Origin of the sequence: Micromonospora sp. HB375, assembly GCF_017872985.1 — a bacterium.
Taxonomy (GTDB): Bacteria; Actinomycetota; Actinomycetes; order Mycobacteriales; family Micromonosporaceae; genus Micromonospora; species Micromonospora chalcea.
Window position 1 is genome coordinate 799,882 of sequence record NZ_JAGGJO010000001.1, and the last position, 14,919, is coordinate 814,800.

16 protein-coding genes are annotated in these 14,919 nt (G+C 72.5%); 11 read left to right on the forward strand and 5 right to left on the reverse strand.

Going from position 1 to position 14,919, the window contains the following annotated elements; translation table 11 throughout:
• Nucleotides 1-125: 125 nt before the first annotated feature.
• Nucleotides 126-566 (reverse strand): helix-turn-helix transcriptional regulator, encoded by a 441-nt coding sequence (locus tag J3R08_RS03985; RefSeq protein WP_030501268.1) that lies wholly within the window; start codon nucleotides 564-566, stop codon nucleotides 126-128.
• 264 nt (nucleotides 567-830) lie between these two features.
• Here J3R08_RS03985 and J3R08_RS03990 point away from each other — a divergent pair, with 264 nt between their 5' ends.
• From J3R08_RS03990 to J3R08_RS04020, 7 genes are all read left to right on the forward strand, one after another.
• Nucleotides 831-1,172 carry a hypothetical protein gene (locus tag J3R08_RS03990; protein WP_064447658.1) on the forward strand — a complete coding sequence of 114 codons (342 nt, stop codon included), beginning with the start codon at nucleotides 831-833 and terminating at the stop codon, nucleotides 1,170-1,172.
• Complete coding sequence (locus J3R08_RS03995; protein WP_064447659.1) at nucleotides 1,169-1,594, forward strand: hypothetical protein; 426 nt, start codon at nucleotides 1,169-1,171, stop codon at nucleotides 1,592-1,594. The genes J3R08_RS03990 and J3R08_RS03995 overlap by 4 nt, the downstream gene beginning before the upstream one ends.
• 318 nt (nucleotides 1,595-1,912) lie before the next feature.
• Nucleotides 1,913-3,322: a PhoH family protein gene (locus J3R08_RS04000; protein WP_043326627.1), complete on the forward strand. Its 1,410-nt coding sequence runs from the start codon at nucleotides 1,913-1,915 to the stop codon at nucleotides 3,320-3,322.
• Between the two features lie 231 nt (nucleotides 3,323-3,553).
• Nucleotides 3,554-4,237 carry a transglycosylase SLT domain-containing protein gene (locus J3R08_RS04005; RefSeq protein ID WP_043326625.1) on the forward strand — a complete coding sequence of 228 codons (684 nt, stop codon included), beginning with the start codon at nucleotides 3,554-3,556 and terminating at the stop codon, nucleotides 4,235-4,237.
• A gap of 103 nt (nucleotides 4,238-4,340) precedes the next feature.
• Nucleotides 4,341-5,000: a rhomboid family intramembrane serine protease gene (locus J3R08_RS04010; RefSeq protein WP_043326624.1), complete on the forward strand. Its 660-nt coding sequence runs from the start codon at nucleotides 4,341-4,343 to the stop codon at nucleotides 4,998-5,000.
• A gap of 106 nt (nucleotides 5,001-5,106) precedes the next feature.
• Entirely contained in the window at nucleotides 5,107-6,075 is a 969-nt protein-coding gene (locus J3R08_RS04015) for an NAD(P)/FAD-dependent oxidoreductase (protein WP_043326622.1), read from the forward strand.
• 58 nt (nucleotides 6,076-6,133) lie between these two features.
• A complete protein-coding gene (locus J3R08_RS04020; RefSeq protein ID WP_209960013.1) occupies nucleotides 6,134-7,726 on the forward strand; it encodes a hypothetical protein in 1,593 nt (530 codons plus the stop codon).
• Nucleotides 7,727-7,733: 7 nt separating this feature from the next.
• Here J3R08_RS04020 and J3R08_RS04025 read toward each other — a convergent pair whose 3' ends face one another.
• Nucleotides 7,734-8,420 carry a TetR/AcrR family transcriptional regulator gene (locus J3R08_RS04025; RefSeq protein ID WP_113972034.1) on the reverse strand — a complete coding sequence of 229 codons (687 nt, stop codon included), beginning with the start codon at nucleotides 8,418-8,420 and terminating at the stop codon, nucleotides 7,734-7,736.
• A 139-nt stretch (nucleotides 8,421-8,559) separates the two neighbouring features.
• Between J3R08_RS04025 and J3R08_RS04030 the strand changes: the two genes are divergently transcribed.
• Nucleotides 8,560-9,495, forward strand: a complete 936-nt coding sequence (locus tag J3R08_RS04030; RefSeq protein ID WP_209960016.1) for an NAD-dependent epimerase/dehydratase family protein — start codon at nucleotides 8,560-8,562, stop codon at nucleotides 9,493-9,495.
• 25 nt (nucleotides 9,496-9,520) lie between these two features.
• Here J3R08_RS04030 and glpX read toward each other — a convergent pair whose 3' ends face one another.
• A complete protein-coding gene (gene glpX / locus J3R08_RS04035; protein ID WP_043326614.1) occupies nucleotides 9,521-10,552 on the reverse strand; it encodes a class II fructose-bisphosphatase in 1,032 nt (343 codons plus the stop codon).
• 147 nt (nucleotides 10,553-10,699) lie between these two features.
• Here glpX and J3R08_RS04040 point away from each other — a divergent pair, with 147 nt between their 5' ends.
• Together J3R08_RS04040 and J3R08_RS04045 are read left to right on the forward strand one after the other, a co-directional pair.
• On the forward strand, nucleotides 10,700-11,389 hold the full coding sequence (locus tag J3R08_RS04040; RefSeq protein ID WP_043326612.1) for a DUF4245 domain-containing protein: 690 nt from the start codon (nucleotides 10,700-10,702) through the stop codon (nucleotides 11,387-11,389).
• Between the two features lie 92 nt (nucleotides 11,390-11,481).
• A complete protein-coding gene (locus J3R08_RS04045) occupies nucleotides 11,482-12,321 on the forward strand; it encodes a hypothetical protein (protein ID WP_209960018.1) in 840 nt (279 codons plus the stop codon).
• Between the two features lie 40 nt (nucleotides 12,322-12,361).
• Here J3R08_RS04045 and J3R08_RS04050 read toward each other — a convergent pair whose 3' ends face one another.
• Together J3R08_RS04050 and xseA are read right to left on the reverse strand one after the other, a co-directional pair.
• Nucleotides 12,362-12,571, reverse strand: coding sequence for an exodeoxyribonuclease VII small subunit (locus J3R08_RS04050; protein WP_064447665.1), 210 nt, complete (start codon nucleotides 12,569-12,571; stop codon nucleotides 12,362-12,364).
• 13 nt (nucleotides 12,572-12,584) lie between these two features.
• Nucleotides 12,585-13,841, reverse strand: coding sequence for an exodeoxyribonuclease VII large subunit (gene xseA, locus J3R08_RS04055; protein ID WP_209960020.1), 1,257 nt, complete (start codon nucleotides 13,839-13,841; stop codon nucleotides 12,585-12,587).
• Between the two features lie 87 nt (nucleotides 13,842-13,928).
• Here xseA and J3R08_RS04060 point away from each other — a divergent pair, with 87 nt between their 5' ends.
• A complete protein-coding gene (locus J3R08_RS04060) occupies nucleotides 13,929-14,918 on the forward strand; it encodes a 4-hydroxy-3-methylbut-2-enyl diphosphate reductase (protein WP_064447666.1) in 990 nt (329 codons plus the stop codon).
• Nucleotide 14,919 lies beyond the last annotated feature (1 nt).

Genomic DNA, 14,919 nt, shown 5'->3' on the forward strand with positions numbered 1-14,919 from the left:
GCTGTGTCCCGTCCCCCCGCCGATGACGAGCCCCTAGCAGTACAAACGTGGACGCTAGCGGGTCCGATCCGTCCCCGAGGCGAAACGATCGGGTCTGACCTTCCGTTCTTTCGCCATCTGAGGAACTACCCGGCCTGTTTCCCCCTATTTCGGACACCGCCCGGCAGTGTCGGGCGATATGCGAGGTAACGAATGGTTTCTCGAATGTGGAATTTCTCCGCGTCCGACACGGTCGGGTCGACCAGCCGGCGCAGCAGCGCCTCCACGTCCGGGTCCATCGGAGGTGGGGTGGGCGTGGCCCGTGGGCCGGCGGCGCGGTCCCAGCCGAGCGCGGTGAAGGCGGCGGCCGGATCGAGCCCGAGGCCCTCGCAGAAGGCGACCACCCGCTCGGCCTCCGGGTCGCTGGCCCAGTCGCCGCGGACCCAGCGGTTGATGGTCTGGCGGGAGACGCCTGTGCGCCGGGAGACCTCGGTGCCGCTCCAGGCCCGCAGCGCTCGCGCGTCGTCGAGCGCACGTCGGACGAAGGTGGCGAAGGCGATCTTCCGCGCGTTGGCCGTCTCGGTCACCCCGTGACGGTACGGCCAGTCGGTCCCGTCGGGCGGTCTCGGCACGCTGCTGTCACGCTGACGTGACGGTGATCGCGGTTTTCCGGTAAACGATCCAGTGCTGCTCCTGAGGGGTGTCACCTGGGCAGAATAGATGGACACGAGTACGGCGGCAAAGGTCTGAAAAGCTGATACTGTCACGCTCATGAGACAACTTACGGTGTGTCACGTGCTTGAGACGACGAGTGCTCACATGCGTCACTCCGCGGGTGCCGAGGGGGTCTCGTGACCGAGCTCGCGACCCGTGCCCAGGCCTTCGGGCTGATCGCGGACGGCGTGTCCGCAGGGCTGAGCGCCCCCTGGCGTCTCTATCTCGCCCGCGGGTGCCGGTACCTCTCACTCAGCGTCGGCGACCGGGGGGAGTGGGACGCCTGGCGTACCCACCTCGGCTGCCCCGAGCTGAGCGTGCGGGTCTACGACTCCGGCGGCGAGATCCGCCGGGCGTCGGTGGCCGAGGTGATCCTCGACGGCTGCCGGATCAGCGTCGAGCTGGTCGAGGAGGTCAGCACCGACGACCTGGAACGCCTGCTGGTGGTCGACCCACTCCCCGGGACGGACGAGCGATGACCCCTTTTCTCGCCGTGGTGCTCGTCCTGGTGCTCGGCTCCACCTGCTACGCGGCCGGTCGCCTGCACGGGCAGCTGAGCTACCGCATCGGCTACCGGTTCGGCTACCGGCAGGGCTACTTCGACGGTGACCGGGGCGCCTGGAACCGTCGCCGTCGAGATGCCCAGGCCGCGATCGCCTCGGCGCTGTCCGCCCCCGGCGCGACAGTGGTGACGTCGGCCGGGCGCTCGGCCGTGCCGTTCGCCGGCACCGCCGTACCGGCCGCTGTCGCCGTGCGGTCCGGCTCCGCCCCGGCCGTCCGGGTCACCGCCACCGCCCAGCTCGGCGCGGTGGGGCGGGCGGGCACCACGTACACCGGATCGTCGTTCGGCGCGGCCGGCGCCGGGCCGAGGGCCGGCACGCTGGCGCGGCGGCCGGGCTGAGGCCCGCACCGCGACGCGGTGCCGCCCGTGGGCGACCGGCCGGGATGCGCGCAGGGGGCATGCATCCCGGCCGGTTCCGGTCCGCCCGTCACCCGAACAGGTGTACGTCCGGCGACTGGCACGCGATGATCCACGCGCACCTCTAGCCCCGCGGCCCCGCGGCGATTAGCGTCTAGGCATGGCGCGGGGTTTTCCCGGGCCAGCCGGACAGCCCGGACCTGCGTCCTCGCACACGGGGCCCGCATCCGACCCCGTGTCCTCCGGGCACCGGAAGAGGCGGAACTCGGGTGGCCGGGTGCCCATCCGCGGAGCAGGCCTGTGACCACTCGCCGTACCCCCGCCGGAGCCGAGCAGCAGACCCCGGCCTCGACCGCCCAGACCCGCCGGACCACCCGCAGCCGCCGCAGCGCCGCTGTCGAGGCCGAGGAGCCCCGACCAGCCGGCCCGGCCTTCGTCCTGGACACCTCGGTCCTCCTCTCCGACCCGGCGGCGTTCCACCGCTTCGCCGAGCACGAGGTGGTGCTGCCGCTGGTGGTCATCTCCGAACTGGAGGGCAAGCGGCACCACCCCGAGCTGGGCTGGTTCGCCCGTCAGTCGCTGCGCATGCTCGACGAGCTGCGGGTACGGCACGGCCGGCTGGACCGGCCGGTGCCCGCCAACGAGCAGGGCGGCACGCTGCGGGTGGAGCTGAACCACACCGACGACGGGGTGCTGCCGCCCGGCTTCCGCAACGAGTCGAACGACGCGCGCATCCTGTCCGTGGCGCTGAACCTGGCCGCCGAGGGGCGTGAGGTCACGCTCGTCAGCAAGGACATGCCGCTGCGGGTGAAGGCGGCCTCGGTCGGCCTGCGCGCCGACGAGTACCGCCACGGCCAGGCCAGCGATCCGACCTGGACCGGCATGGCCGACCTGGACCTGTCCGAGGAGGAGATCGGCCGGCTGTACGCGGGCGAGACGCTCGACGTCGACGCCGCGGCGGGCCTGCCCTGCCACACCGGTCTGGTGCTGCACTCGGGGCGCGGCTCGGCGCTGGGCCGGGTGCTGCCGGACAAGACGGTCCGGCTGGTCCGGGGCGACCGGGAGGCGTTCGGCGTGCACGGCCGCTCGGCGGAGCAGCGGGTCGCGCTCGACCTGCTGCTGGACGAGTCGATCGGCATCGTCTCGCTCGGTGGCCGGGCCGGCACCGGCAAGTCCGCGCTGGCGCTCTGCGCCGGCCTGGAGGCGGTGATGGAGCGGCGCCGGCACAAGAAGGTGATCGTGTTCCGTCCGCTGTACGCGGTCGGCGGCCAGGAACTCGGCTACCTGCCCGGGTCGGAGTCGGAGAAGATGTCGCCGTGGGCGCAGGCCGTCTTCGACACGCTCGGCTCGGTGGTGCACGAGAACGTGCTGGAGGAGGTCACCTCGCGCGGGCTGCTGGAGGTGCTGCCGCTGACCCACATCCGCGGCCGGAGCCTGCACGACGCGTTCGTCATCGTCGACGAGGCGCAGTCGCTGGAGCGGGGCGTCCTGCTCACCGTGCTGTCCCGGATCGGTCAGGGGTCGCGGGTGGTGCTCACCCACGACGTGGCGCAGCGGGACAATCTGCGGGTCGGCCGGCACGACGGGGTGACGGCGGTGATCGAGGCGCTGAAGGGGCATCCCCTCTTCGCGCACGTCACGCTCAGCCGATCGGAGCGTTCTCCGATCGCCGCTATGGTCACCGATCTACTGGAGGACATCCCCGGCTGACCGCCGCTTTTGCCCCACTTTATCCTGATTTTAAGGGTGACGCAGATCACTTTTAGGCCCGGCCATTTCCCACCGGCCTCACTGTGCGCAATGGTGTCCATCGAGCGTCACCGACCACTCGGGAGCCATGCACGCCCCGCAGTCACACCGGTACCGGAGCGCTCGCGGCACCTCGGCGCGGCCCGGTAGGCCACGCGTGCCGCGTCCCTGCCCCCGACGAAGGGAAACTTCGTGAGTCGGCTGTGGAGCCGGTTCGGCGCCCGCACCGCCGCTGTGGCACTGCTCTCCGTGGGCGTGGCCGGCGGCTTCTATCTGGGCGAGGATCGCCAGACCCAGCAGCAGGGCCTGACCGCGCAGGTCGGCCTGGAGGTCGACCAGGCGGAGTACGCGTACCAGCGCGAACGGCTGTCCGACCACCGCGTGGACTCGTCCCGGCAGCGTGCCGCCGAGTACCAGGCGAAGCTGCGTGCCGCCGCGGCGGCGAAGGAGGCCGCCGAGCGGGCCAAGAAGGCCGAGGCGGCCGCCGCCACCCGCAAGAAGGAACGGGAGGCGGCGGAGAGCGAGACGAAGATCAAGCCGTACGACGGCCCGATCCCGTCCTCGTGCGCGGAGTACAGCGGCAACCGGAAGATCGGTTGCGCCGTCATGCTCGACAAGGGCTTCGGCATCGACCAGTTCCCGTGTCTGGACAAGCTCTGGACCAAGGAGAGCGGCTGGAACCCGAAGGCGTCCAACAGCTCCTCCGGGGCCTACGGCATCCCGCAGGCCGTGCCGGGCAGCAAGATGGCCTCGGTCGCGGACGACTGGAAGACGAACCCGGCGACCCAGATCACGTGGGGTCTCGGCTACATCAAGGGCCGGTACGACACCCCGTGCGGCGCCTGGCAGAAGTCGCAGAGTTCAGGCTGGTACTGACGTCGTGACGACGGCGGGACACCCGGGCGGAACCGGGTGCCCCGCCGTCGTCGTACCCGGCCCCGACTGGCGGCCCGCCACTTTTACTGATAGCTCTTGGTAGGTGACCTGGCCTGACAGCCCACGCGGCGGCGACCCTCACCGGTTCGGCACCGATGCGTTCTACGCGGCGCTCGGCCGGGCCTTCGTCGCCATGTGCGCGGTCGTGCCGGTGCTGTTCCTCATCGAGGCGCTCGACGTCGGCCTGCGACTCGGCCTCGACTACACCGCCGGCATCATCCCGCAGCGGATCCAGGGCCTGGACGGTGTCTTCTTCTCGCCGTTCCTGCACGCCGGCTGGAACCACCTCTACAGCAACAGCATCCCGCTGATCCTGCTGGGCACGTTCGTGCTCGCCGCGGGCACCCGCCGGTTCCTCTGGTCCACCGCCGTCATCATCCTGGTCAGCGGCCTGGGCGTCTGGTTCACCGGCTCACCCAACTCGGTGGTGGTCGGCGCCAGCGGCGTCATCTTCGGCTACCTCGGCATCCTGCTCACCCGGGGCGTCGTCGAGCGGAGCTGGTGGAACTTCGCCGTCGGCCTGCTCGTCGGGTTGCTCTACGGCTGGCAGCTGCTCGGCATCCTCCCCACCGACGAGCGCGTCTCCTGGCAGGGCCACCTGTTCGGGCTGCTCGGCGGCGTCGTGGCGGCGATCCTGTTCCGCCGCCGCAGGGACACCGGCGACACCGACCACCTCGGCTCACCGAGGATGACGCTGCCCTGACGGCGCGTTGATCAGACCCCGGGACATGCTTGCCCGCGGCCACCCGCCCGCCTACCGTTTCGGCATCAGCGAGGGTTGATCCCGAAACGGAAAGTGACGGTGAGCCATGCGCGAGGTCGATGTCGCCGTGATCGGGGCCGGTCCCGCAGGGCTCTTCGCCGCCTACTACGCCGGATTCCGCGGGCTCTCCGTGTCGGTCATCGACGCGCTGCCCGAGCCGGGCGGTCAGATCACCGCCATGTACCCGGAGAAGCTGATCCTCGACGTCGCCGGCTTCCCCGCGATCAAGGGCCGCGAGCTGGTCGCGAACCTGGTCGCCCAGGCCGCGCCGTTCCACCCCGACTACCAGCTCGGCGTACGCGCGGAAAAGCTGTCCTACCTCGACGGCCGGCCGGTGCTCGGCCTGGCCGGCGGCGAGCAGCTGAGCTGCGGCGCGGTGCTGGTCACCGGCGGGCTCGGCAGCTTCACGCCCCGGCCGTTGCCGGTCGCGGAGAGCTTCACCGGCGGCGGCATCGTCTACTTCGTGCCGCAGCCGGCCGAGCTGACCGACCGGCACGTGCTCATCGTCGGTGGCGGCGACTCGGCGTTCGACTGGGCCGCCACGCTCGCGCCGCTGGCCCGGTCGGTGACGCTCGTGCACCGGCGGGACCGCTTCCGGGCGCACGCCGCCACCATCGAGCGGGTCCGCGCGCTGCCGGTGCGGATCGTCGTCAACGCCGAGGTGAGCCGCCTGTACGGCGAGGAGACGGTCACCGGCGCCGAGCTGACCGTACGCGGCGGCGAGGCGGAGACGCTGCCGGTCGACACGGTGGTGGCCGCGCTCGGCTTCACCGCCGACCTCGGCCCGCTCGCCGAGTGGGGGCTGAACATCGACCGGCGGCACATCGTGGTGGACAGCGCGATGGCCACCAACCTGCCCCGGGTGTTCGCCGCCGGCGACATCACCGAATATCCGGGCAAGGTCCGCCTGATCGCCACCGGCTTCGGCGAGGCGGCCACGGCTGTGAACAACGCGGCTGTCGTCATCGACCCGACCGCGCACCTGTTCCCCGGTCACTCCTCCGACGGCACCTGACGCCGCATCCTCACCGTTCCGTGGCCGGAGCGCGACTGTCCGCGCCCACGATGGACGGATGCGCCCCTCCGAGTCGACAGCACCCGACGGTGCCCGGATTTCGCTCGCCTGGCTGGGTCATCCGGGAACCGTGCTCTCGTTGATCGTGCTGGTGCTCAACGACCATGTGTTCAAGGCGGCCTTTCCGGGCCTGGTGACCGGCAAGCTGAGCGACGTCGCCGGGCTGGTGCTCGCGCCGCCGCTGGTGGCGGTGCTGGTGACGCTGGCCGTGCCCGGGCTCCGGCCCCGGGCCGTCGCCGGTTTCGCGCTGGGTTCGGTCGGTGCCGGTTTCGCGCTGGTCAAGAGCAGTGGGTACGCCGCGACGGCCGCCTCCGGCCTGTGGAGCGTGGTGAGCGGGCCGTCGCTGATCCGGGCCGACCGGACCGACCTGCTCACCCTGCCGGCGCTCGCGGTGGCCGCGTGGACGTGGAAGGCGGCACGGCGGGACCCGGTGGGGCACCGAGCCGCCCGGCTGGTCCGGCTGGTCGTGCTGCTGCCGGCGGCGCTCGTCGCGGTGGCGGCCACGAGCCCGATCGAGCGCCCCGACGCGGTCGCCACCAAGGTGGTCGACGGTCGGCTGGCCGCCGGCGCCGCCACCGGCCCGATGTCGGCGGAGGAGGGCATCCCCACCTGGTGGCGGATCAGCGACGACGCCGGCGTCACGTGGCGCGACCCGGTGGACGCCGAGCAGGAGGCCCTGTGGAAGCGCGTGCCGACCAGGATCGGACCGGACCACCCGGTGTGCGTTGCCGCCACGCCCCAGCGTTGCTACCGGGTGGCGTCGGGCCGGATCCGCGTGGAGGAGAGCGACGACGCCGGACGGACCTGGCGACTGTCCTGGGAGATCCCCGAGAAGCAGCGGGAGTTGTTGAAGGCCCGCTACGAGGAGGCCGGGCCGGACGGGAAACGGATCACCGGTCAGGACCTCGCCGTACTCGACGTCCCCGGTGGCGGACACGTGGTGCTGGTGGCGAACGCCCGGGACGGTTTCGCGTTGCGTGACGTCGCCGGCAGGTGGCAGCGGATCGGTTTCCCGGGTGGCCGGTGGGAAGGGGAGCCGCCGCCGCTGGGCATGATCTCGCCGGGGGACCGTTACGACGACACGGTCCGTGCGCTGCTGCTGGTGCCGGCGTTGGTCGTGCTGGTGCTTCTGGTCGCCCGGACAGGGGCCGGACGGGCGTCCGGTCACGGCTCGTCGCTGCCTGTCCTCCAGGGCGCGCTCCAGGTCCTGATCGCGATGCTGCTGTTCGCGGTCTGGACGAGCGAGAACACCACGCTGGTCAGACTGGCTCCGCTGGTCGTCGTGCCGCTGTTGCTGGGCGCCGCGGTGCTCACCCTCGTCTCGCGCGATCTGCGGGCGGCGCCCGGCCGGTGGGTCGCCGAGGTGCTGGCCGCCGCGGGCCTCACCGCGGCGCTGGCCGGGGCGGCGATGGTGGGATGGCTGCACGGCCGACCGGTGTACGCCGGGACAGCCGTCGTGCTCGCCGTGCTCGGCACGGTGCCAGGGCTGCTGCTCGGCTGGCGGGCGGCCCGGCTGATCGGGCCGTGGCGACCGCCGTACGAGCCGCCGTACCCGCCGGCGGTCCCGGTGGACGGCTCGCGGCCCGGCTGACCCGGCGTCAGGGCAGGCCGATGAGGTCCGCCATCAGGCCGATCTGGTGGTCGAAGTACTCGTCGCGGTGCGGCAGCGCCCGGTTGATCCGGCCGAACAGCTCGAAGCTGATCAGCCCGAACAGCTGGGTCCAGCCGGCCATGCCGCGGGCCAGCAGCGCGGGCGGCACGTCCATGCCGATCTGCTCGACCAGTTCGGCCACGTCGCCGCGCAGCGGCTCGGGCAGTTCCTGGTCGGGCGGGGCGAGCCGGCCGGTGGCCAGCCCGTCGCGCAGGATGCCGATCAGCGTCAGCGGTGGACGCTGGGCCGGCACGATGGTCTCGTCGGGGGCTGCGTACCCGGGCACCGGGCTGCCGTAGAGCAGCGCGTACTCGGCGGGGTGGGCCAGCGCCCAGGCGCGGGCGGCCCGGCAGGCGGCGAGCCAGCGTCCGCGCAGGTCGGCCTGGTCGGCGGCGGCGTCGGCCGCCTCCACCGCGTCGCCGAGCGCGTCGTACGCCTCCAGGATCAGCGCGGTGAGCAGGTCGTCTCGGCTGGGGAAGTAGCGGTAGATCGCCGAGGAGACCATGCCGAGGTCCCGGGCGACCGCGCGCAGCGAGAGGTTCGCGCCGTCGGTGTCCAGGTGGCGGCGGGCCACCGTCTTGATCTCTTCGATCATTCCGGCGCGGACCCGGGCGCGCAGTGAGGGAGCGACCATGCCCTCACTCTGCCACGGATGAGAGCAGCAATCAAAAGAGAGAGCACTGCTCTTGACGTCGACCTGCATTTGAGTCATGCTCTGTTTCGAGAGCGGTGCTCTCGCTTCGGACAACTGCTTCAGAAAAGGTGGATCTGTCATGGCCCTGCATGTGATCGTCGGCGCCGGCCCCGTCGGCACCGCCACCGCCGACCTGCTCGCCGAGCGCGGCGAGCAGGTACGGGTGGTCACCCGGCGCGGCACCGGCCCGGAGCACCGGGCGGTCGAACTGGTGGCCGCCGACGCCGCCGACGCGGACCGGCTCACCGAGCTGACCAAGGGCGCGGCCGCGCTCTACAACTGCGCCAACCCGGCCTACCACAGGTGGGCGACGGACTGGCCGCCGCTGGCCGCCGCCCTGCTCACCGCCGCGGAGCGCAGCGACGCCGTGCTCGCCACGGTCGGCAACCTCTACGGGTACGGCCCGGTCGACGCGCCGATGACCGAGGCGACCCCGCTCGCCGCCACCGGCGTCAAGGGCCGCGTCCGCAACCGGATGTGGGCCGACGCGCTGGACGCACACCGCGCCGGCCGGGCCCGGGTCACCGAGGTCCGCGGCTCCGACTACATCGGGCTCGGCGGCAACTCGCTGCCCATGATGGTGCTGCCCAAGGTGCTCGCCGGGCAGCGGGTGTTCCTGCCTGTCGACTGGGACGCCCCGCACACCTGGACGTACGTGCCGGACGTCGCCCGTACCCTCGTCACGGCCGCGACCGACCCGCGCGCCTGGGGACGGGCCTGGCACGTGCCGAGCCCGCCGCCGGTGCCCATGCGGCACCTGGCCGAGCGGGCGGCGCAGCGGGCCGGCGTGGCGTCGCCACGGCTGGCCCGGATGCCCTACCCGGTGCTCTGGCTCGGTGGCCTGGCCGACCCGTTCGCCCGCGAGATGCGGGAGACCGCGCACCAGTTCGCCGCGCCGTTCGTGATGGACTCCAGCGCCGCCACCAGCACGTTCGGGATCGAGGCGACGCCGCTGGACCGCGTCGTCGACGAGATGGTCTCCGGCCTGCGCGCCCCGGCCCCCGCCGCCCGTTAGGGGCGGGGGCGGGACGCCGCCGGGCTCACTCCTGCTCGGCCAGCGGGCGGCCGTCGAAGTCGACGGCCGAGTAGAGGGCGAGCTTCTCCAGGCGGTGGTACGAGTCGATCACCCGGATCGTGCCGCTCTTGGAGCGCATCACGATCGACTGGGTGTACGCGCCACCGGAGCGGTAACGCACGCCGCGCAGCAGGTCGCCGGAGGTGACGCCGGTGGCCACGAAGAAGCAGTTGTCGCCGGTGACCAGGTCGTCGGTGAACAGCACCCGGTCCAGGTCGTGCCCGGCGTCCAGCGCCTTGCGGCGTTCCTCGGCGTCCTTCGGCCAGAGCTTGGCCTGCATCATGCCGCCCATGCACTTCAGCGCGCACGCGGCGGTGATGCCCTCCGGGGTGCCACCGATGCCCATCAGCACGTCCACGTCCGACTCGCCGCGGGCCGCCGCGATGGCCCCGGCGATGTCGCCGTCGGAGATGAACCGGATCCCGGCCCCGGTACGCCGGATCTGCTTGACCAGGTCGTCGTGGCGCGACCGGTCCAGCACGCACACGGTCACCTCGGCGGCGTCGGTGCCCTTGACCTTCGCGATCCGGTGGATGTTCTCGGCCACCCCGGCGTTGATGTCGACCACGTCGGCGTACATCGGGCCGACGGCGAGCTTCTCCATGTAGAAGACGGCGCTCGGGTCGAACATCGCGCCGCGCTCGGCCACCGCGAGCACGGCGAGCGCGTTCGGCATGCCCTTGCTCATCAGCGTGGTGCCGTCGATCGGGTCGACCGCCACGTCCACCTCGGGGCCGGTCCCGTCGCCGACCTCCTCGCCGTTGAACAGCATCGGCGCGTTGTCCTTCTCGCCCTCGCCGATCACCACGACGCCGCGCATCGGGATGGAGTTGATCAGCTTGCGCATGGCGTCGACCGCTGCGCCGTCGCCGCCCTCCTTGTCGCCCCGGCCGACCCAGCGGCCGGCGGCCATCGCCGCGGCCTCGGTCACCCGTACCAGATCGAGGGCGAGGTTGCGGTCGAGATCCTGGGGCGTCCGCGTCCTGGTGGTTGTCATGGCGGCCTCCTCGCGACGTTGCGGGGTGGGACCGGCGGTCGTCGCCGCCGGTTTTGTCGCTGATCCTCACACGATCTCAGGTTCGCGGTCCCGGCGGGGCGGAGGAGGCCAGGATCACGCCTCCCGGCGGGCTGCGACAATGGCCGGGTGGAAGCCGCACAGCCTGCCGACCGCGCACCGACCGACGCCACCCCGCCGGACGGCCAGCCACCGGTCCGACCGGGTGGCGGCCCGACCCCGCCCGAGGGCCAGCCCGCACTCGTCGCGGAGCAGGGCGAACCGGCCGCCGCGGGCGACACGCCCGCGCCGCCCGCCGGTAAGGAGAAGGCCCGCTCCGAGCGGTCGCCGAAGGACATGGCGCTGTCCCTGCTGATCCTGCTGGTCCCGATCGCGCTGCTGCTCGCCTTCTACCGCGGCTTCCTCGGCGGCGACTCGCCGGTCACCGTCGACCCGGCGCCCGCGCTGGAACAGGCCCGCTCCGCGAACGTCTTCCCGGTCAGCGCGCCGACCGGTCTGGGCGACGACTGGCGTACGGTGAACGCCCGCTTCCGGACCGAGGCCGACGGCTCGACGCTGCGGATCGGGTACGTGACCCCGGAGGGCCGCGGCGCGCAGCTCGTGGAGAGCAACGTCCCGGCGGAGAAGCTCCTCCCGGCCGAGCTGAGTGAGGGCCGGCCGCAGGGGGCGGCCGACCTGCCCGACGGGCTGAGCTGGCAGCGCTACACCGCCCGCGGCAACGAGCAGGCGCTCGTCCTGCTGGAGCCGAACCGCACCGTGATCGTGGTCGGCGACGCCGGGGAGACGGAGCTGCGCAGGCTCGCCACGTCACTGCGCTGACGTCCTCCCTCCGGGTGAGGCGGGATTGCGGATCCCCGCTTCCGGGAACAGAAGGGACATCGAGCCCGGACGACCCACCTGGAGAGGTTGACGTGAAGATACGACGCTTCAGCGCCACCGCGTTCGCCGCGGCGCTGCTCATTCCCGGCCTGGCGGCCTGCAACGGCGACGCGACGACCTCCGGCGCCTCCTCGACCCCGAGCGCCTCCGGCAGCGTCGCACCGAGCGCCACGGCGTCCAGCAGCGCGGCCAAGCAGGCCCTGCTCGACTCCACGAACGCGATCCGTGAAGGGAACTTCAAGTTCACCATGACCGGCGCGGGCTCCACCGCCGAAGGGCAGGTGCACGAGCCGAGCCAGAGCGCCGACATGCGGATGACCATCGGCGACCCGTCGTCAGACCTGATGATGAAGCTGGACCTGATCCACGCCAAGCCGGACAGCTGGGTGAAGCTGGAGCTGGGCGGCACGGCGGCGACCCAGATCCCCGGCGTGAAGAACCTCAACACCGGCAAGTACCACCACCTCGACCAGAACCGGATCAAGGGCAACCGGGCGCTGGGCTTCGACTTCGAGAAGCTCGACCCGGCCGGCAGCGCCGTGCTCACCCAGGGCATCACCGAGGTACGGCAGACCGGCGAGGGCACGTACGAGGGCACCGTCGACGTGTCCAAGGCCGCCGAGGCGGGCTCGCTCGACCCGGCCGTGATCACCGCGCTCGGCGCGCAGGCCCAGTCCGTGCCGTTCACCGCCAAGGTCGACACGCAGGGCCGGCTCAGCGAGATGGTGCTCAAGATCCCGGCGGCCGGGCAGAACGCCGCGCAGGACCTGAAGATCACCTACACCGACTACGGCAACGCGTCGGCGGCCCAGAAGCCCCCGGCCGACCAGGTCGTCGAGGCGCCCGCCGAGCTGTACAACCTGTTCAACTGACCTCCGCGGTGGGGTTCGGCGATCACGCCGGACCCCACCGTCAGTCCTCGGCGCGCTGCCGCGCGGCGTCGATACGGGCGCGCGCGCCGTCCAGCCAGCGCTGGCACACCCCGGCGAGTTGCTCGCCGCGCTCCCAGAGGGCCAGCGACTCCTCCAGCGAGGTACCACCGGCCTCCAGCTTCTCCACCACCGAGGCCAGCTCGGCGCGGGCCTGCTCGTAGCTGAGCTGCTCGTCCTTCGTCCCGGTCATCGTCTCTCTTTCCTCAGCCGTCGACGGTGGCGGTCAGCTCGCCCTCGGCGAGGCGTACCCGCAGTGGATCGCCCTTGGCGACCTCGGAGGCCGCGCGGACGACGTGGCCGTCGGCGCGCTGCACGATCGCGTAGCCGCGCTCCAGCGTCGCGGCCGGGGACAGCGCGCGCAGCCGGGCCAGCGTGTGCCGCAGGTCGTCGGTGGCCCCCCGCAGCCGGTGCTCCAGGGACCGGCCGGCGCGGTCACGCAGCGCCGACACGTCCACCGCCCGCTGCTCGACCATCACCTGCGGCCGGGCCAGCACCGGGCGGGAGCGCAGCAGGTCGATCCGGTGCTGCTCCCGGTCGACCAGGTGGCGAACGGCCCGTTCCAGCCGGGACCGGGCCTGGCCGATCAACCGGACCTCCTCGGTCAGGTCCGGCACGATGCGCTTGGCCGCGTCGGTCGGGGTGGAGGCGCGCACGTCGGCCACGTAGTCCAGCAGCGGCGCGTCGGTCTCGTGGCCGATCGCGCTGACCACCGGCGTGCGGCAGGCGAAGACCGCCCGGCACAGCGTCTCGTCGGAGAAGGGCAGCAGATCCTCGATGCCGCCACCGCCCCGGGCGATGACGATCACGTCGACCGCCGGATCGGCGTCGAGCACCTTCAGTGCGCCGACGATGTCCGGCACCGCGCTCGGCCCCTGCACCGCCACGTTGATCGTGCGGAAGTCGACGGCGGGCCAGCGGCGGCGGGCGTTCGTCAGCACGTCCCGCTCGGCCGCCGAGGCGCGGCCGGTGATCAGGCCGACCCGGCCCGGCAGGAACGGCAGCCGCCGCTTGCGGGACCGGTCGAACAGGCCCTCGGCGGCGAGCAGCTTCTTGAGCTTTTCCAGCCGGGCCAGCAGCTCACCGAGGCCGACCTGGCGGATCTCGTCGGCGCGCAGGCTGAGCGTGCCCCGCGCGGCGTAGAACTCGGGCTTGGCGTGCAGCACCACCCGGGCGCCCTCGCGCAGCTCCGGCGCGCCGGCGTCCAGCACGTCGCGGTTCGTGGTGACGGTGAGGCTCAGATCGGCCGACGGGTCGCGCAGCGTGAGGAAGACGGTGCTCGCGCCGGGACGGCGGCTGATCTGCGCCACCTGGCCGTCGACCCACACCCAGCCGAGGCGGGCGATCCAGGCGCCGACCTTCTGGCTGACCACCCGGACCGGCCACGGCTCCTCGGCCGTGCTCCGCCCGTCCGGCTTGCTCTGCCCGTCCGGCTTGCTCTGCCCGTCCTCTCCCGCGCTCACCAGCCCACCCTACGGCCCGGGACCGACAGCGCCCGCGCGCGCCTCGCGGCCGCTGCCGCACGGGAGAGCGCCACGTACGATGGGCGGGTGACTGACGCTGAGACGACTCCCCGGACCGGCAAGCGCGTGCTCCTAGCCAACCCCCGCGGCTACTGCGCGGGCGTGGACCGGGCGGTGCAGACCGTCGAGGAGGCGCTGAAGCTCTACGGCGCGCCGATCTACGTGCGTAAGCAGATCGTGCACAACAAGCACGTGGTGCGCACGCTGGAGGCCCAGGGCGCGATCTTCGTGGAGGAGAACGAGGAGGTGCCGGAGGGCGCCACCGTCATCTTCTCCGCCCACGGCGTCGCCCCCGAGGTGTACGAGCAGGCCAAGGAGCGCTCGCTGCGGGCGATCGACGCCACCTGCCCGCTGGTCACGAAGGTGCACCACGAGGCCCGGCGGTTCGCCGCGCAGGACTACGACATCCTGCTCATCGGGCACGAGGGGCACGAGGAGGTCATCGGCACCGCCGGTGAGGCGCCCGCCCACATCCAGCTCGTCGACGGCCCCGACGGCGTCGACAAGGTCACCGTGCGCGACCCGGAGAAGGTGGTCTGGCTGTCCCAGACCACGCTGTCGGTGGACGAGACGCTGGAGACCGTGGCCCGGCTCAAGAAGCGCCTGCCGTTGCTCCAGTCGCCGCCCAGCGACGACATCTGCTACGCCACCTCCAACCGCCAGCACGTGGTCAAGGAGATCGCCCCCGAGTGCGACGTGGTGATCGTGGTCGGCTCGCGCAACTCCTCGAACTCGGTCCGGCTGGTCGAGGTGGCGCTGGACGCCGGCGCCCGCGCCGGGCACCTGGTCGACTTCGCGCACGAGATCGACGACGCCTGGCTGGCCGGGGCGAGCACTGTGGGTGTGACCTCCGGCGCGAGCGTCCCGGACGAGCTGGTCCAGCAGGTGCTCGCGCACCTGGCCGAGCGCGGCTTCGGCGACGTCGAGGAGATCACCACCGCCGACGAGCGGCTGACGTTCTCGCTGCCGCAGGAACTCAAGCGCGACATGAAGGCCGCCGCCGCGGCGCGCGGCTGAC